Source organism: Novosphingobium profundi (assembly GCF_018491765.1).
GTDB lineage: Bacteria > Pseudomonadota > Alphaproteobacteria > Sphingomonadales > Sphingomonadaceae > Novosphingobium > Novosphingobium profundi.
In genome coordinates this window covers 65,843-83,297 of sequence record NZ_JABWCU010000022.1, presented here as the reverse complement: position 1 = coordinate 83,297, position 17,455 = coordinate 65,843, and the positions used below count along the sequence as shown (strand labels likewise).

Here is a 17,455-nt window from a genome sequence, read left to right as displayed (position 1 = left end):
TGCACGTTTTCGTATAAGGGGGCCGCGACTGATTGCCCGATGTGCGGGTTCAGCTTCCCGAACCCCCTGACCGAGAGGCCGCTTTCTGGCGGCGTGAACCGTTGATGTCATCGAACTTTGAACACCTTCCCCAGCCTCTTGCAGCCGCGCTCGCCGGCCAAGGCTACGAAAAGCTGACCGCCGTGCAGGAGGCTGTCTGCGAAAGGGAAGCCGAAGGGCGCGACCTTCTCGTCTCGGCACAGACGGGCTCGGGCAAGACCGTAGCCTTCGGTCTCGCGATGGCTGAGCAGCTGCTCGCCGTCGAGGACCTGGCTTATGCCCGCACGACGCAGGCGCTGGTGATCGCGCCGACGCGCGAACTGGCGATGCAGGTCAGCCGCGAGCTGAGCTGGCTCTATGCACCCACCAATGCGCGCATCGTGACGTGCGTGGGTGGCATGGATCCGGTCGCCGAGCGCAAGAAGCTGGAGAAGGGCGCCGCAATTGTCGTAGGCACCCCCGGCCGTCTTCGCGATCATCTCGAGCGCGGCAAGCTTGACCTCTCCGAACTGCGCGCGGTCGTGCTCGACGAGGCCGACGAAATGCTCGACATGGGCTTTCGCGAGGACCTCGAGGAACTTCTCGATGCAACGCCTGCCGAGCGCCGCACGCTGCTGTTCTCCGCGACGATGCCGCGCGGCATCGAGCAGTTGGCCCGACAGTACCAGAACGATGCCCTGCGCATCTCGACCGTCGGCGAAAGCCGTGGCCATGGCGACATTGCCTATCAGGCCGTGACGGTGACCCCTTCTGATCTCGAGAACGCGGCGATCAATATCCTGCGCTTCCACGAGGCCGAGACCGCGATCTTGTTCTGCGCCACGCGCGACAAGGTCAAGCATCTTCACGCCAAGCTGATCGAACGTGGTTTCTCGGCCGTCGCGCTTTCGGGCGAGCATTCGCAGAACGAGCGCAACAACGCGCTCCAGGCGCTGCGCGACAAGCGCGCGCGGGTTTGCGTTGCCACCGACGTCGCCGCGCGCGGCATCGACCTTCCCACGCTTACGCTGGTGATCCACGTCGAGATCCCGCGCGACGCCGAGACGCTCCAGCACCGCTCGGGCCGCACCGGGCGCGCGGGCAAGAAGGGCACCGCGGTACTGCTCGTGCCCCATGCGCGCCGCCGCCGGGTGGAATACATGCTGCGTGATGCGCGCATCCCGGCCGAGTGGACCGATGTTCCGGGCCCCGAGGAAATCCGTGCCAAGGACCGCGCGCGCATTGTCGAGGCGCTCACCGCGCCGCGCGAAATCACCGAGGACGACCGCGAGATCGCTCGCACGCTGATGGAAACGGTGCCGGCCGAGGACCTCGCTGCCGCGCTCGTTGCCGCCCAGCGCGAGACGATGCCCCAGCCCGAGGAACTGCTTGGCCGGGTTGAGAAGCCGGGTCGCGGCAAGCGCGGCGAGGGTTTCGAGGATTCGGTGTGGTTCCGCATGAACATCGGTCGCAAGGATCAGGCCGAGCCGCGCTGGGTCCTTCCGGTCGTCTGCCGTCGCGGGCATGTCTCGAGTGACGTGATCGGCCAGATCCGCATCCTGGTCCACGAGACCTTCATCGAAATTCCCAATGCGCTCGCCGAGCGTTTCGAGCAGACGGTCAACAAGACCGCCGGCTCGGCCGACGACGACTTCGAGAAGGCGATCCGCTTCGAGCGCTCGGACGCTCCGCCGCCCGCGCGCCATGGCGGTGGTGGCAATTTCCGATCGGGTGGCAATGGTCCGCGTGAAGGTTTCGACCGTGGTCCGCGCAAGGCCCGTCCCTTCAATGGTGGCGGCAAGCCCCCTCGTCGCGACGGACCGCGTCGTGGTCCGGCGGGCGGCGCTTCGGGTCATGGACCGAGCGCCGGTCCGGGCGGTGGCTACAAGAGCAAGGGTCGTCGCGGCTGATCGTTCTTCGAGACTTTGACGAAATAAAAAGGGGCGAGACCGCACAGGTCCCGCCCCTTTTTCATGTCCATCGCTGGACACCTTGATGTCCAGCGCCGGTCATCAGGCGTTGCCCATGATCGCGTCGAGCGCTTCGCTCGCTTCGAGCCAGGCCATTTCCGCCTCTTCGAGTGCGGCGCTCACCTGGGTGTGTCGCGCGCCCAGGGCGCCGATGGCGAGGCCCTTGAGGTCGCCCTTGGCTGAGGAAGGGTCGACCAGCGCGGCGTCGAGCGCGGTGAGCTGGACCTGCAGCTTCTTCATCGCGGTTTCCGCCTCGGTCACCGCGCGGCGCTGCGCCTTCAGTTCCTCGCGTGCGACCGCACCCGATTTGCGCGCGGGCCGGGCCTCTCCCTTCGCAGCGGCGGCGTCGCTCTTGGGCTGGTTGCGGCCCAGCACGAAGTCGATGTAGTCGTCCATCGATCCATCGTAGGCGCGTGCCTCGCCCTGATCGACGAGGACCAGGCGGTCGGCGGCGAGTTCGACCATGTGACGATCGTGGCTGACGAGGATCACCGCGCCTTCGTAGGCGTTGAGTGCCTGGACCAGCGCTTCGCGCGCGTCGACGTCGAGGTGGTTGGTCGGTTCGTCGAGGATGAGCATGTGGGGCGCGTCGCGGGTGACGAGCGCGAGGGCGAGGCGGGCGCGTTCGCCGCCCGACATCGTGCGTGTCTCCGCCGTGGCGCGGTCGCCCGAGAAGCCGAAGCGGCCGAGTTGGTTGCGCACGGCGAGCGGCGGCTTGTCGGGCATCGCGCGCGTCATCAATTCGAGCGGGGTCGAGCCTTCGGGCAGTTCCTCGACCTGGTATTGGGTGAAGTAGCCGACGCGGATCTTGGGCGAAAAGCTGGTCTCGCCGTCCATCGGTTCCAATTGCCGAGCGATCAGGCGGGCCAGTGTCGTCTTGCCGTTGCCGTTGCGGCCGAGCAGCGCGATGCGATCGTCGGGATCGATGCGCAAGTTGAGCCGACGCAGGATCGGCTTGCCTTCCTCGTACCCTACCGCGGCCTGGTCGAGCGTCACCAGCGGCGGACGCAGTTCGTCGGGGCTCGGAAAGTCGAAGCGCATCGAGGGATCGTCGATCAGCGTCGCGATCGGTTGCATCTTGGCGAGCATCTTGGCACGCGACTGCGCCTGCTTGGCGGTAGATGCGCGGGCCGAATTGCGCGCGACATAGTCGGCCAGCTTCTTGCGCTGCGCTTCCTGGCTCGCGCGCGCGGCCTCGGCTTGGGCCGCGCGTTCGGCGCGAAGGCGTTCGAAGCTGTCGTAAGTGCCGGGATAGAGTGTCAGCTTGCCGTTCTGCAGATGCAGGATGTGGTCGACGACGCTGTTGAGCAGGCTGCGCTCGTGGCTGATCACGATCAGCGTACCGGGATAGCTGGACAGGAAACTCTCGAGCCACAGCGTCGCCTCGATGTCGAGGTGGTTCGAAGGTTCGTCGAGCAGCAACACGTCAGGCTGCGAGAACAGCAGCGAGGCAAGCGCGACGCGCATCTTCCAGCCACCCGAGAAGCTGTCGAGCGGCCGCGCCTGCATCTCTTCGTCGAACCCGAGGCCGACGAGGATGCGCGCGGCGCGGGCGGGGGCGGAATAGGCGTCGATCGCGATGAGCCGCTCGTGCACGTCGCCAAGGCGATGCGGGTCGGTGCAGGTTTCCGCCTCGGCGAGGAGCGCGGTGCGTTCGGCGTCGCCGTCGAGCACGGCCTCGAACGGCGTCTTGGTGCCGGTTGGAGCCTCCTGCGCGATATAGCCCAGCCTTGCCCGGCGCGGCAGGTCGAGCGATCCGCCGTCGGGTTCGAGCTCGCCGATCACGGCTTTCACCAGCGTCGATTTGCCCGCGCCGTTGCGGCCGATGAGGCCGACTTTGCCGCCGTTGGGTATGGTCGCACTGGCCTGGTCGAGGATGGTGCGGCCACCCAGGCGCACGGTGATATCGCGGATCGTCAACATGGCGCTGCGCCTAGCAGGGCCGGTGCAATTTCCCAAGCGCGCAAGTGGTAGTGCAAACCTTGCGGAATGGACACGCGTCCAAAAAGCCTTTCTCGCGGTTTCCTTCACGCAACGGAAATGGCAGGCTTTCACAAGGACTACGCAGCACGCACGAGTCGAGGGGGCCCGCAGCGCAATGAATAAATCGCGTATTGCCGCAGCGCTTGTGATTGTCTTCGGCGCGATCGCCTTGGCGGTCTGGCTGGGGTCCCGGAGTGCCGATGATGACGGGCATCTCACTCTCCACGGCAACGTCGACGTGCGCCAGGTCAGCCTGGCCTTCGAGGAAAGCGGCCGTGTGTCCGAGCTGGCGGTCGAGGAAGGCGACCAGGTCAAGGCGGGCGACGTCGTTGCGCGGCTCGACACGACAAGCCTTGCGCTCCAGGTCCGTCAGGCGCAAGCGCAAGTCGCCGCGCAAGACGAGAACTTGCGCCAACTGCGCAATGGATCGCGGCCCGAGGAGATCGCGCAGGCGCAGGAAGCCCTGCGTGCCGCGCAGGCCGACGCCGCGCGCAGTGCGCAGGATCTCGCCCGGCTGCGCGAAGTGAGCGTAACTACGTCCGGACGCGCGGTCAGCGCGCACGATCTCGATGCGGCCAGCAGTGCGGCAAAGGCGGGCAAGGCCCGGGCCGAAGAAGCCGCGCAGTCGCTGGCGCTCGCCCGCAAGGGCCCACGTGAAGAACAAGTGGCGGCCAGTGGAGCTCAGGTCGAGGCGGCCAGGGCGCAGCTCGCGCTGCTCAGGCACCGGGTCGACATGGGCACCTTGCGCGCACCAGCCGATGGCGAAGTGCGCTCGCGCCTGCTGGAGATAGGCGACATGGCCTCGCCGCAGCAGCCCGTCTTCGACATCGCGCTGCTCAGCCCCAAGTGGGTGCGCGTCTACGTCAGCGAGACCGATCTCGGGCGCATCCGTCCCGGAATGGCCGCCAGCGTGCTGAGCGACAGCGCGCCCGATCGCGCGGTCGCCGGCCGGATCGGCTACATTTCCTCGGTCGCCGAGTTCACACCCAAGTCGGTCGAGACCGAGGACTTGCGCACTGCGCTGGTCTACGAGGTGCGGGTGCTTGTCGAGGACAAGGCCAACCGCCTGCGGCTCGGCCAGCCGGTGACAGTGCGTCTGGACACCGGAACGCGCCGGTGAGTGTCGCCGCGCCCGGGGAGCTCTTGCCGAGGAAACGTCCGGTCGTTGTGGCTCGCGATCTGCGCAAGGTGTTCACCGGACCAGACGCCGTTCCCTTCGACGCGCTGCGCGATGTCCACTTCGAGGTCGCTCCGGGCACCTTGACGGCACTTGTCGGTCCCGATGGTGCGGGCAAGACCACGCTCATGCGCATGATCGCGGGCTTGCTGCATCCCGATGGCGGTACGCTCGAAGTGCTGGGGCTCGACGTGCGGCACGAGGCGCAGGCGGTGCAGAACCGCATCAGCTACATGCCCCAGCGTTTCGGCCTTTACGAGGATCTCAGTATTCAGGAGAACCTCGATCTCTATGCGGACCTGCATGGCGTCTCGAAAGAGACGCGTGCGGAACGCTTCCCCCGTCTCCTTGCGATGACCGATCTGGCACGCTTCACCGCACGGCCGGCGGGACAGCTCTCGGGGGGTATGAAGCAGAAGCTGGGGCTCGCCTGCACGCTGGTGCGCGTGCCCGACCTGCTGCTTCTGGACGAGCCGAGCGTGGGGGTGGACCCGCTCTCGCGCCGCGACTTGTGGACGATCATCGAACAGATGATCGCCGAGGAAGGGCTCAGTGTCCTCGTCAGCACGGCCTATATGGACGAGGCCGAGCGGTGCGAGCGCGTGCACGTGTTCAACAAGGGCGAGCAACTGGCGCAAGGCACGCCCCAAGAGTTGCGCACGCGCGTCGCAGGACTGACCTGGGTCGCATCTCCTCGCTCCGAGGAGCCGGCGCGCGACCTGCAGGCGCGTCTGATCGATGCGTCCGAGCGGATCGTCGATGCCGTGCCAAGCGGAGGCGAGGTGCGCTACATCCGCCGGCCCGAGGTGACCGACGAGCAACTCGACGATCTTGTCGGGGACCGCGTAGCGCGCCCACGCGAAGAGGAACTCGAAGACGCGTTCATGCTGCTTTTGCGCGAACACGAAAGCGACCGCAACCAAGTGCCCGGCCCCTCGGCGGACGTGGCGGGCGATGAGGTTCGGTCCGGGTCGTCCACTTCGGCGGCGAAGGACGAAGCCCCGATCATCGAAGTGCGCGACCTGGTGCGCCGTTTCGGCGATTTTACCGCGGTGGCCAGCACCAGTTTCGACGTTCGGCGCGGTGAAATATTCGGGCTCCTGGGCCCCAACGGGGCGGGCAAGACGACAACCTTCCGCATGCTCTGCGGTCTCCTTCCCGCGACGAGCGGGCATCTCGAAGTGGCGGGCGTCAACTTGCGCACCGCGCGCGCGACGGCGCGCCGCAGGATCGGATACGTGGCGCAGAAATTCGCGCTTTACGCCAACCTCTCGGTTCGTGAGAACCTGGAGTTCTTCGGGGGTGCCTATGGCCTGCGTGGACGCGCATTGCGCGATCGCATCCGGGTGATCGAGGCGCAGTTCGAACTCGACCCCCATGCCCAGAGCGGGATCCTGCCGCACGGCTACAAGCAACGCCTGGCGATGGCAGCGGGACTGATCCATGAGCCACGCATCCTGTTCCTTGACGAGCCGACCAGTGGGATCGATCCGCTCGCGCGCCGGGCGTTCTGGCGCACCATCACCCAGCTCTCGCAATCGGGCGTGACGATCATCGTGACCACGCACTTCATGGAAGAGGCCGAATACTGCGACCGGATCGCCATTCAGGATGCGGGGCGGCTTCTGGCACTCGGTACCCCGCGCAAGGTGCGTGAGCAGGCTGGCGAGCGTGGGCGTGACATGAACAGCGCTTTCATCGCGATCGTCGAGCAGGGTCGTGAGGCGTCAATGTCACGCGAGCCCGAAACCGAGGCCGTATCGTGAGCGCGTCCACTTCTGGCTTCGCCACTCGCCTGCGTGCGCTCGTACGCAAGGAAATGCGCCAGATGCTGCGGGACCGCTCGAACCTTCTGGTCGGCTTCCTCCTGCCGATCGCGCTGATCTTGCTGTTCGGTTACGGGCTTTCGTTCGACGTGAAGAACGCGCCCGTCGCCATCGTCATCGACGAGCCGTCGCTGGCGGCGCGCGAGCTTGTCGCAGGGGTCGAGGGTTCAAGCTACCTTGCGTCCCGCCGGGTCGGGACGCTGGCCGAAGCCGAGCGCCTGCTGGGTGACGGCAAGGTCGATGCCATCGTCCACGTTCCCGTCGACTTTCTTCGCCAGCGCGGCAGGGGGGCGGCGCAAGTTCAACTCGTGCTCAATGGCATCGATTCGGTGACCGCGACGACGCTCGAGGCCTATATCGCCGGAGCGCTCGGCAAGGCGATGGAGCACCGGTTCGACCGCGGGCAGGGCACTGCGCACGGCGCCGGACAGATCGTGCTCGTCCAGCGCATCTGGTTCAACGAAACCTCGAACAGCACCTGGTACCTGGTGCCGGGCCTCGTCGTGTTGATCATGACGCTGGTCGGAGCCTTCCTGACCTCGCTGCTCGTTGCGCGCGAGTGGGAACGCGGCACGCTGGAGTCGCTGTTCGTGACCCCGGTGCGCCCGATCGAGATTGTCATTGCCAAGCTGGCGCCTTACGTGCTTGTCGGGCTGGTCGATCTCGCCATGTGCCTCCTGGCCGCACGGCTCTTGTTCGACGTGCCGATCCGCGGGTCGCTGGTGGCGGTGCTGCTGTCCTCGACGATGTACCTGGTCGTGTCCCTGCTCCTGGGCCTTTTCATCTCGGGCACGACCCGCAATCAGTTTGCGGCGAGCCAGGTGGCGCTGCTGACCAGCTTCATGCCCGCGATGATGCTTTCGGGCTTCGTGTTTGACTTGCGCAACGTGCCGCTGGGCGTCCAGGTCGCCGCCCAGGTCGTGCCCGCGACGCACTTCATGGCCTTGATCAAGACGCTGTTCCTTGCCGGGACCGACTGGCCGATGGTGGCGCGCAGCTGCCTGATCCTGGGCGGCTATGCGCTCGTCCTGCTGTTCGCGACCCGGCGCACGCTGCGCAAGCGGCTAGACTGAGGAGGAGCGCAGATGAACGAGTTCGCCGCGCTGGTCTTTCCGATCCTCACGCTCATCCGCAAGGAGCTTCTCGCGATCTTCAAGGATCCCGCGAACCGGATCGTGCTGTTCGCTCCGGCCTTCGTGCAGACCCTGTTGTTCGGCTACGGCGCATCGTTCGATCTCACCAATGTGCCGTACGCCGTGCTCGATCAGAGCCACTCGGCGGCTTCGAGCGCATTCCTCGCCCACCTCGACGGGACAGGTGTGTTCCGCCGCCAGGCGACGTTGAGCACGCCCGGCCAGATCGCGCAGGTCATCGACCAGGGCCGCGTGATCATGGCCATCAGCCTTCCCTCGGACTTCGCCGATACCCTCGCGGCAGGGGGCGATGCTCCGGTGCAGCTCATTCTCGATGGGCGCAATTCGACGACCGCGGGTGCGGCTTCGGGCTATATCGCGGCGGTTGCGACGGCATTCAACGCGCGGCGTTCGGGAGGCGGCGGGATTACCCTCGTGCGCCGGGCCTGGTTCAATCCGAACCTGGAATCGCGCTGGCAGATCGTGCCGGCGATGATCGCCACGCTTTCGATGCTGCAGACGCTGCTGCTCGCCGCGCTCTCGGTCGCGCGGGAGCGCGAGCAGGGCACGTTCGACCAGCTCCTCGTCACGCCACTCACGCCGCTGCAGATCCTCGTCGGCAAGGCGATCCCCTCGATCATGATCGGCATGCTGCAATCCTCGATCGTCCTGATGATCGCGCTGTTCTGGTTCCAGATCCCGATGAGCGGCTCGATTGCGTTGCTTTACCTCGGCCTGCTCGGCTTTACCGGAGCCGCCGTCGGCATCGGCATGTCGCTGTCGGCGCTCGCGCTCAACATGCAGCAGGCCATGCTCTACACGTTCCTCGTGATCATGCCGCTGACCTTGCTGTCGGGCCTCATCACCCCGGTGCGCAACATGCCGCAGGTGCTCCAGATCGCGACGTACGTGAACCCACTGCGCTTCGGCGTGGATCTGGTGCGCCGCGTCTACCTGGAGGGCGCCGGGCTCGGGGACATCTATCCCGATTTCATTCCCATGTTCGCGGTGGCGGCGGTGACGCTGCCGCTTGCGGCATGGCTCTTTCGCCATCGACTTGCCTGAGGCTGGAACTGCGATGCCGCTTGCGCTCCCAACTCTCCCCGTTCCCCGGCGTAGCCGAAGTCTCGCCCTGCTTGGCAGCGGCGCGATGCTTTGCACCCTGGCGGGATGCACGGTCGGCCCGGACTATGTCGCACCCGCGATCGAGGCACCCGCGGACTGGTCCAGCTGGCGCTCGGGTGCACCCGCGCTGCACCCGGCGCAGGCCGGCAATGGCGCACTCGCGCCGACGTTCTGGAGCGTGTGGCACGATCCGGTGCTCGACGAGTTGGAAGCCCGCGCGCTGAGCGCCAATCCCAACATTGCCGACGCGGCACTGCGCTTTGCCGCAGCGCGCGTCCAGCGCGAGGGGGCAGGGGCCGCCGGACTGCCGCAGGTCAATCTCAAAGGGTCGGTGACCCGCGAGCGCCTCAGCGAATATGGTGCTTCGACCCGCCTGTTCGACGTGATCGGCACCAGTGCCGAGCGCGACCAGATGGCGCAGTTTCTCGCCAATCCCTTCACTTTGTTCCAGGGTGGCTTCGATGCCGCGTGGGAGCCCGACTTGTGGGGCAAGGTACGCCGTAGCCTCGAGGCGGCGGACGCGGCTGTCCAGGGGCAGGCCGCGCTCGTCCAGCTGGCCCGCCTCAGCATCACGAGCGAAGTCGCGCGGGCCTATTTCCAGCTGCGCACCGTGCAGCGCCAGATCGATCTTGCCGAGCGCGATCTGGCGCTTGTCGACGAACGCGCGCGTCTGGTGACAGCACGTGTGAAGGGCGGGCTTGACGACCATACCGCGCTCGAAACCGAACGTTCCTCGCAAGCGGCGCTGACGGCAGGCCTGCCGTCCCTGCGCGCGAACGAGGCGAGCCTGCTCAATGCGCTGGCGATCCTGACCGGGGACCATCCCGGCTCGCTCCAGGCCTTGCTTGAAAGGCGCGATGGCTCGGCGCCGCGCGGCGAACCCGATCTTGCGCTCGGTCTGCCGTCCGAAGTGGCGCTGCGCCGTCCCGACGTCCAGGCCGCCGAGGCCGAGTTGCACGCCGCCACCGCGAAGATCGGCGTGGCCGAGGCGGACCTCTATCCGAGCATTCGCCTGGGCGGCGGGTTCAATCTGGAATCCTACAAGAGCGAGAACCTGTTCGACTGGGGAAGCCGGACCTGGTCGATCGGCCCCAGCCTCAACCTGCCGCTCTTCGATGGCGGGCAGCGGCGCAGCGTGGTTGCCCTGCGCAAGCTCGAGGAGCGCCAGGCCGCGGTCAATTTCCAGAAGACGGTGCTGACCGCCTGGCAGGAGATCGACGATGCCCTCAATGGCTACACCGCACAGCGCCTGCGTCACGGTGGGCTCGAGGCCCGGCTAGCCAGTGCCCGGCGCACGCGCGATCTGGTGCAGGCGCAGTACGCGGCCGGAAACCTGACGTACCTGCCCGTGCTCGACGCCGAGCGCGGTGTGCTGCAGGCCGAGCGCGACCTTGCCGACAGCGAAGGGACGCTTCGGGCCGACTACATTGCCATCAACAAGGCCGCGGGCAACGTGCCGCCATTGCCGCCATCGACGGCTGAGGCGGTCACTTCCCGGTAAAGCCCATCTTGCGATAGATTTCGGTGCCGCGGCGATAGACCACCAGCTTCTCGAGCGTCACAGGGTGGTAGAAGGCCTCGAGCACCTGCCCGGCGTTGTTGCGCGCATAGACTTCGTAGCAATCGCCCTCGACTTGCATCTTGAGCGTGGTCCAGCCTTCCTGCCAGACCTTCTTCTTGAGCCCCGCGATCGGCTTCCAGGTGTTCTGAGGGCCTGCGTTGCAGACGATGTCGCCATCGGCGAGCGCGGGCGTGGCGAGGCTCGCGAGCGCGAGCCCTGTGGCGAGGGCAATGGGTTTCAGTCGGAGTGTCACGGGCTTTGGGCTTCCTTGCGGATGTGTTTGCGTTTCCAGCTGCGGGCGATCCAGGCCACCAGCAGCGGTGCGGCGTGAAGGAGGGCGGGCAGGACCGCCCAGTCGAGGATGAGCCAATGCGCAATGGCAAGGACGAAGACGGGATAGACCACCGCTTGCAGGCGTTTCCAGATGCGCCCCAGGAGCCGAACCGCACGATCGGAACTGAGCGCGGCCGGGATCGCAAGCAGCATGAGGGCAAGCCATCCCGTCCAGATGCCAGGCAGGCCCAGTTCGTTGACGATGCCCTCCGGCGTCATGTCGACGAGGTAGAACGCCAGGTGCAGCGCGCCGTAGCCGAAGGCGGCAACGCCGAGGTCGCGACGGATCGAGAGCCAGCCGCGCAGGACCCGGTTGGTGCCGAAGATCTCGACCAGCGGCCCGGGCAGGAGCGCGACTACGAGCAGACGGACCGAAAGCTCGCCCGAGGGGCGCAGGAGGTCCATCGGCCAGGCTTGGGTGAAGAGGGCGTCCCACACCATGAGCAGGGCGGGCACGGCCAGGCCGAGATCGACGATCCGCTTGACGGGGACGCGCTTCACCGGCTCAGACCTGTGCCCAGCGGCGTACGAGATTGTGGTAGACGTGGATCAGCCGGTCCACGTCGGGATCGGTGGCATCGCGCGCGGCGGCCAGGTTCTGGATCGACTGGTCAAGATCGTAAAGCAAAGTGCGCTCGGCGGTGTCGGGAACCGCGCTCTGCAGCCATAGGATCGCGCAAAGTCGCTGGCCGGAGGTCACCGGGGTCACCTGGTGCAGGCTGCTCGAGGGGTAGAGCACCATGTCGCCCGCGGCGAGCTTGACCGCCTGGGCGCCGAACTCCTGCTCGATCACCAGTTCACCACCTTCGTAGCTTGCGGGATCGCTGAGGAAGATGGTGGCCGAGAGGTCGCTGCGCAACGTGAACCCGCGTACGTTGTCGCGCATCAGTGCGGAATCGACATGGGTGCCGTAGTGTCCGCCGTCCTGGTAGCAGTTGAACACCGGCGGCCAGATCTTCTCGGCGAGCGAGGCCGAAACGAACTGCGGACACGCGCCGAGCTTGCGCAGGATCGTGTCCGACAGAGCACGGCCCTTGGGGCAATCCCTGTCGACCTGCCGGTTCTGCTTCACCGCGACCGAGCGTGTGCCCGCGCTCTGAGCGCCGTCGACCCATTGCGCGGTCTCGAGTTCGCGGCGCAGCGAAGCGACTTCGCCCGCGTCCAGAAGGTGTTCGATGACTGTCAGCATGTCCGTTGCCGTTGAGAGTGGGGGAAGACGTCCGGACGGGGCACCCGCAGGGATGCGCTCCGCCCGGACGAGGCCTATCAGAAACGGCCGGTGAGCGTAATCGTCCCGCGCCGTTCGTCGCCCTTGTAGAGGAACGCGCCCGAACGGTAGGCGGCGGTGTAGTAGTTCACATCGCCGATGTTCTGGACGTTGATCCGCGCCGAGAAGTTGGTGGTGAACTTCACTTCGGCAAAGGCATCGAACACCGTCGAGGCGGGCACGCGATAGCTGTAGCGACCGGCTTGGGTGTTGTAGCTGGCGGCGGTGTCGGGCTGGCCGGCGTACATCGCGCTCTTGTAGGTGCCGGTAACTCCCAGCGCGATTGCATCGGTCGCCTGGTAGCGCAATTGGCCCGTCGCCTGCTTGTCGGCGAAGTTCGAGAGCGTGTGGCCCACGTTGGTGGGATCGTAGCTCTCGAGCACCTTCGCATCCATGATCGTCCCGCCAAGCTGCGCCGAGAGGCGGTCGGTGATGTTGCCGACGAGGCTGATCTCGATGCCGCGCACGCGGTTCTTGCCGGTGTTGATGCTACCGGCCTGCGAGTAGCCCGAGTTGCCGCTGGCGATCTCGAAGACGTCGTGCTTGGTGTTCTGGAACGCGGCCAGAGTGACCAGCAGGCGGTCGTCGAACAGGTCCCACTTGAGGCCTGCTTCCCAGCTGATCGAGGTTTCGGGATCGGCCTGGGTGTAGTCGACCGTGCTCGAGACGCACAGGCCGCCATAGCCGCAGTTTGCGCCAAGGTCGGATTCGCCGCCGTTGATGTTCTTGGCCGTCGACCAGGTTGCGTAGAGCATCAGCTCCTCGACCGGCTTGACGCTGACGCCCAGATGGCCGTTCCACAGCGTCTCGTTCTGGATGTACTGCGTGCTGCCGCTCGCGCCGATGGTAACCAGACTGAAGTCGATCGCGTCGAGGCGGACGCCGCCGTTGATCGAGAGCCACGGGGTCACATCGACGGTGTCCATCGCGTAGAACGAGAGCGTGCGTACGTGCCAGTCGCTGTCGGCGTCGCCCTTGGTAATCTCGCGGCCCATCAGCGTCGAGATGTCCGCGCGATCGACGATCGCCGTCCCGCTCTCATCGGTCAGGCAATAGGCGGCTTGGCCGCGCGAATTGGTGCAGTTGGTCGCGCCATTGTTGGTGACCGCGTAGACGCCGTTGATGACGTGGTGGTCCGAATATTCGCTGCCCACGATGAGATTGTGGACCAGCGAGCCGCTGTGGAAGGTACCCAGGACGTTGAGCTGGTTCACGAAGTAGGTGACGTCCTGCCAGCCCTGGTGCGTGCTTAGCGCCACCGAGGCCCCCGTGCTGTCACCGCGCGCGCCGGTGGCGACGTAGCCATTGTGGCTTTCGCCATAGCGGGTCGAGTTGATGATCTTGAGACCATTCGCTGGCTCGATGAAGATGCGCCCGGTCACGGTGTCGACGTCGGACTTCAGGAAGTCCTGCTTCTGCGCGAAAGTCGGCAGGTCGTGGAACGGCTCTCCATACCCTTCGGCAGTGCTGGCGGGCACATACGTGCCCAGGTCCGGGCGATCCTTGGCGGTAAGGTGGTAGTAGTCGAGCGCGAAGCGGACGGCTTCGCTCAGCGCGTACGTGGCCGAGACTGCCGCGCCCCAACGCTCGCGGTAGGCCGGGTCGCGGTCGGGCACGTCCTGCTTGGCATAGAGCAGGTTCGCGCGGATCGCGGCGTTTTCGGTCAGCGCCCAGTTGGTGTCGAGCGTACCGCGCCAGAAATTGTCGGTACCCGCGCCGAGGTCGACCTTGTGGAACGAATACTCGGTGCTGGCCTGCTTGGTGATCGCGTTGACCGCACCGCCCACCGCGCCGCGCCCGGCAAAGGTGGCACTCGGGCCCTTGGTGATTTCGACCTGGTCGACCGCGAAGCTTTCGCGGGTGGTCATCCCGGGGTCGCGCAGGCCATCGACGAAGACGTCGCTGCGCGCTTCCTCACCACGGATGATGTAGCGATCCCCGAAGGCGTTGCCGTTCTCGCCGGTGCCGATGGTGACACCGGGTTGCAGACGCAGGACTTCCTTGAGGTCGGTGGTGCCGGCCTCTTCCATCTGTGTCTCGGTGACGACGGTGATCGTCGCGGGCGTCTCGGCGAGGGGCTTCACGCGGCGCGGATCAGCCGAGACGCGCGCCTTGTAGGGCGCGCCCGGCGAGGTGTAGGGATTGATGTCGGCCGCGCTGTCCTCGATCTGGAGCGTGTCGAGCTGCACTTCTTCGTCGGCGTCGCCCGCCTGTTGTGCGGCCGCCGGTACGGCGAAAGTCGCTGCCGTCATGCCCAGCGCCACGGCCGCGCCCGACTGGCGCAGGCTCGTCGGACGCAGGATTCCCCCCTTGTGCTTTTTCACGAATTTTCCCTCATCATGGTGTTCTGGTTCGGTTGTGGTGCTGGCGCAGCGATCACTCGGTGCGCAGCGAATATTCGATCGGCAGCGACAGCGTGACGCTGTCCTTCTCCATCGACGCCGGCATGCGTGGCAGCGGGGCGACGCGTTGCATCAGATCCAGCGTGGCCCCGTCGAGCAGTTCGTGCCCGCTCGAACGCTTGATCGAGACTGCGCTGACCGAACCATCGCGCGCGACGGTGAAGCGGACGGTGACGATGCCTTGCTGCCGGGCCTTGCGGGCCTCGGGCGGGTAGGTCTTGCGGCGCTGCAGATGTGCCGCGATCATGGCGTAGTAGTCCTGCTGCGCCTTGCGCGCGGCCGGACTGGTGCCGGGGCCATCGCCGGTACTTGCACTGCCGGCCGACACAGTGCGCGCTGGCGCGGAAGGGCCGCTCGCCGCAACCGGCGGAGCGGGACGTGGCGGCGTCGGAGCCGGTGCGGCCACAACAGGCTGTATGGGGGCAGCCTGGACGGCGGGACGCACCATCGGCAGCGGATCAGGTTGTACGCGTGCGCTTGGCTGCTCGACGGGCTCGGACGTCATCCGGGACGTGCTCGCTGTCTGTGCCTGGGCAGGCGAGGGCGCGTCCGCAGCGGATGGCGAGGGGGCCGCAGCGGCGCCTTCGGGCAATTCGACGAGGACGACGGGCTCGGACTCGGGCGCCGGGGCCTTTCGGCTCCACAGCAAGACAGCGCCGAGGAGGAGCGCATGGCCGCCGAGCGCGAGCGCAGCCGCGCCCGCCCAGCGTTGCCGGACGCCAGGGTCGTCGCGTTCGGGCGCGCGCATTACCGTGATCCGGCCTGCTCGGCCCCGACAAGGGCTACATGGCGGTATCCCGAGTCGCGCAGCGCGTTCATCGCCTTCATGATCGCTTCGTAGGTGACGGTCTTGTCCGCGCGCAGGAATACGCGCTGCTCGCGATCGCCCGAAGTGGCGGAGATGATCGCCTGGCCGAGGGCGTCCTGGGTGACCGCGCGCTCTCCCACCCGCATCTCGCCGCTTTGCTGCAAGGTCAGGTAGACGGGCTTGTCGGGCTTTGCCGCGGGCGCGGCCGTCGAGGACGGCAGGTCGACCTTGACGTCGACCGTTGCGAGCGGGGCTGCGACCATGAAGATGATCAGCAGCACCAGCATGACGTCGATGAAGGGCGTTACGTTGATGTCGTGGTTGACGGGGAGCTCGTCGCCCCCCTCGGAGAGCTGGATCGCCATGGCGTCTTAGCCTTCCTTGACGAGCGGGAGCGCCTGGCCGCGGCTGAGATCGCGCGAGACGAGCCGCAGGATGGCCGCTGCGCTGTCCGAGACCAGCGCCTTGTGTGCCGCGATCTGGCGCGCGAAGTGGTTGTAGATAACCACGGCCGGGATCGCCGCGACGAGGCCGATCGCGGTGGCGAGCAGGGCCTCGGCGATGCCCGGTGCCACCACGGCGAGGTTCGTGGTCTGCTTCTCGGCGATGCCGATGAAACTGTTCATGATGCCCCACACCGTGCCGAAGAGGCCGACGAAGGGGGCGGTTGCGCCGATCGTGGCGAGAACGTTGACGCCGCGCGTCATGCGCCGGGTTACGGCCGCCTCGTGGCGCTGGAAGCGCGAGACGACACGTTCCTTGATGCCCTCGGGGTCGGCAAGCGCGTCACTCGACAGGCGCAGTTCGGAAAGCGCCTCGCGCACGAGCGGGGTAAAGGCAAGGTTTCCGTCAAGCGCGGCATCGCGCAGCGAACGCAGCGATACGAGTTGGTCGTGGACCAGCTTCTCGCTCGCGTTGGCCTTGCGCAATTCGAGCAGCTTGGCGACGAAGATCGTCCAGGTGGCGACCGAGGCGAGAGCGAGTCCGATCATCACGACTTTGACCAGCCAGTCGGCCTGAACGAACATCGCGCCGACGGATAGCTCGCTGGGTAAAATACCCGCTGCCGCAGCGTAGGCCGCCTGTGGTGCGGTCGCGAAAGTCAGGCTGATGCTGCCAACGGCCAGGAAATTGTATCTTGTCATGTATTCCCCCCAAGGTATCCGCCAGGCCCTGTTCCCGGCGTTCCCCGTCCTTGTTGCGACCAATTCGCATATCCTGCAATTCATTGCAATAGATTCGCATTAGCGTGGGATTTCCGGCCAAGGAACCTTTGGTTGACTTGCGGTTTCCATCGTTTGCACGGGGTTGGCGTCTGGCCCGGAACTGCGGGAATTGGCTCGTGAACGGATTGGTAAGGACGTTTTGCGAAACTTATCGACACAATTCGTTTCGGGCATCCGATGGACCGAGGCTTGCAGACCTGTCGCAAGTGCAGCGAATCGCCTAGAATTAAGGCTTGCAAGGACGAATCAGTTGTGATTCTATCGACACCATGAGGACCATGCGGGGCGAAACTACCATTGTGCGCAAGCGACTGGTGCAGGGGCTGCCTTTGGCGGCCTTGATGCTCATGGCTGGCTTCGCGGTGGCAGGGCCGAGTGGTCTTCTGGCCTGGGGCGAAAACCAGCGCGCGCTCGATCAGCGTCGCATCAGCCTTGTCGACTTGCAGGAAAAGCGGGATCGGTTGCGCAATCGGGTCGATCTGCTCGCGCCTGACCACGTCGATCCCGATCTGGCGGGCGAATTGCTGCGCAGCAATCTGAATGTCGCCCGTCCCGACGAAAAGGTCCTGCTCTTGCCTTGACGGCAGTACCACGGACCGTCGCAGAAATCGGTGTCGGTTCAGTTT

Annotated in this window: 15 protein-coding genes; 7 read left to right on the top strand and 8 right to left on the bottom strand. The window is 66.2% G+C overall.

Annotated elements, in window-relative coordinates; genetic code table 11:
- Positions 1-104 precede the first annotated feature (104 nt).
- A complete protein-coding gene (locus tag HT136_RS22055) occupies positions 105-1,928 on the top strand; it encodes a DEAD/DEAH box helicase (RefSeq protein WP_214202019.1) in 1,824 nt (607 codons plus the stop codon).
- Positions 1,929-2,030: 102 nt separating this feature from the next.
- On the opposite strand, the gene HT136_RS22050 is transcribed toward HT136_RS22055, so the two are convergent.
- Positions 2,031-3,911 (bottom strand): ATP-binding cassette domain-containing protein, encoded by a 1,881-nt coding sequence (locus HT136_RS22050; protein WP_214202018.1) that lies wholly within the window; start codon positions 3,909-3,911, stop codon positions 2,031-2,033.
- Positions 3,912-4,086: 175 nt separating this feature from the next.
- Between HT136_RS22050 and HT136_RS22045 the strand changes: the two genes are divergently transcribed.
- From HT136_RS22045 to HT136_RS22025, 5 genes are read left to right on the top strand one after another with little or no spacing between them, the layout of a single operon-like run.
- The gene (locus HT136_RS22045; RefSeq protein ID WP_214202017.1) at positions 4,087-5,091 is read left to right on the top strand and encodes an HlyD family secretion protein; all 1,005 of its coding nucleotides are present in this window, start codon (positions 4,087-4,089) and stop codon (positions 5,089-5,091) included.
- A gap of 47 nt (positions 5,092-5,138) precedes the next feature.
- Complete coding sequence (locus HT136_RS22040) at positions 5,139-6,914, top strand: ATP-binding cassette domain-containing protein (protein WP_343222283.1); 1,776 nt, start codon at positions 5,139-5,141, stop codon at positions 6,912-6,914.
- Complete coding sequence (locus HT136_RS22035) at positions 6,911-8,047, top strand: ABC transporter permease (RefSeq protein WP_214202015.1); 1,137 nt, start codon at positions 6,911-6,913, stop codon at positions 8,045-8,047. Before HT136_RS22040 ends, HT136_RS22035 begins: the two co-directional genes overlap by 4 nt.
- A 12-nt stretch (positions 8,048-8,059) precedes the next feature.
- Complete coding sequence (locus HT136_RS22030; protein WP_214202014.1) at positions 8,060-9,172, top strand: ABC transporter permease; 1,113 nt, start codon at positions 8,060-8,062, stop codon at positions 9,170-9,172.
- A gap of 13 nt (positions 9,173-9,185) precedes the next feature.
- Positions 9,186-10,733: an efflux transporter outer membrane subunit gene (locus tag HT136_RS22025; RefSeq protein ID WP_214202013.1), complete on the top strand. Its 1,548-nt coding sequence runs from the start codon at positions 9,186-9,188 to the stop codon at positions 10,731-10,733.
- Here the strand turns inward: HT136_RS22025 and HT136_RS22020 are convergent.
- From HT136_RS22020 to exbB, 7 genes are all read right to left on the bottom strand, one after another.
- A complete protein-coding gene (locus tag HT136_RS22020) occupies positions 10,720-11,046 on the bottom strand; it encodes a PepSY domain-containing protein (protein WP_214202012.1) in 327 nt (108 codons plus the stop codon). The two genes, HT136_RS22025 and HT136_RS22020, sit on opposite strands and share 14 nt — an antisense overlap.
- Positions 11,043-11,627, bottom strand: a complete 585-nt coding sequence (locus tag HT136_RS22015) for a ferric reductase-like transmembrane domain-containing protein (RefSeq protein WP_214202011.1) — start codon at positions 11,625-11,627, stop codon at positions 11,043-11,045. Before HT136_RS22015 ends, HT136_RS22020 begins: the two co-directional genes overlap by 4 nt.
- 4 nt (positions 11,628-11,631) lie before the next feature.
- Complete coding sequence (locus HT136_RS22010) at positions 11,632-12,315, bottom strand: Fe2+-dependent dioxygenase (RefSeq protein WP_214202010.1); 684 nt, start codon at positions 12,313-12,315, stop codon at positions 11,632-11,634.
- A gap of 77 nt (positions 12,316-12,392) precedes the next feature.
- On the bottom strand, positions 12,393-14,717 hold the full coding sequence (locus HT136_RS22005; protein WP_214202009.1) for a TonB-dependent receptor: 2,325 nt from the start codon (positions 14,715-14,717) through the stop codon (positions 12,393-12,395).
- A 52-nt stretch (positions 14,718-14,769) separates the two neighbouring features.
- Entirely contained in the window at positions 14,770-15,300 is a 531-nt protein-coding gene (locus HT136_RS22000) for an energy transducer TonB (RefSeq protein WP_214202008.1), read from the bottom strand.
- A gap of 242 nt (positions 15,301-15,542) precedes the next feature.
- Positions 15,543-15,968 (bottom strand): TonB system transport protein ExbD, encoded by a 426-nt coding sequence (gene exbD / locus HT136_RS21995; RefSeq protein WP_214202007.1) that lies wholly within the window; start codon positions 15,966-15,968, stop codon positions 15,543-15,545.
- Between the two features lie 6 nt (positions 15,969-15,974).
- Positions 15,975-16,748 (bottom strand): tonB-system energizer ExbB, encoded by a 774-nt coding sequence (gene exbB / locus HT136_RS21990; RefSeq protein ID WP_214202006.1) that lies wholly within the window; start codon positions 16,746-16,748, stop codon positions 15,975-15,977.
- 314 nt (positions 16,749-17,062) lie between these two features.
- Between exbB and HT136_RS21985 the strand changes: the two genes are divergently transcribed.
- On the top strand, positions 17,063-17,410 hold the full coding sequence (locus HT136_RS21985; protein ID WP_343222282.1) for an FtsB family cell division protein: 348 nt from the start codon (positions 17,063-17,065) through the stop codon (positions 17,408-17,410).
- Positions 17,411-17,455 lie beyond the last annotated feature (45 nt).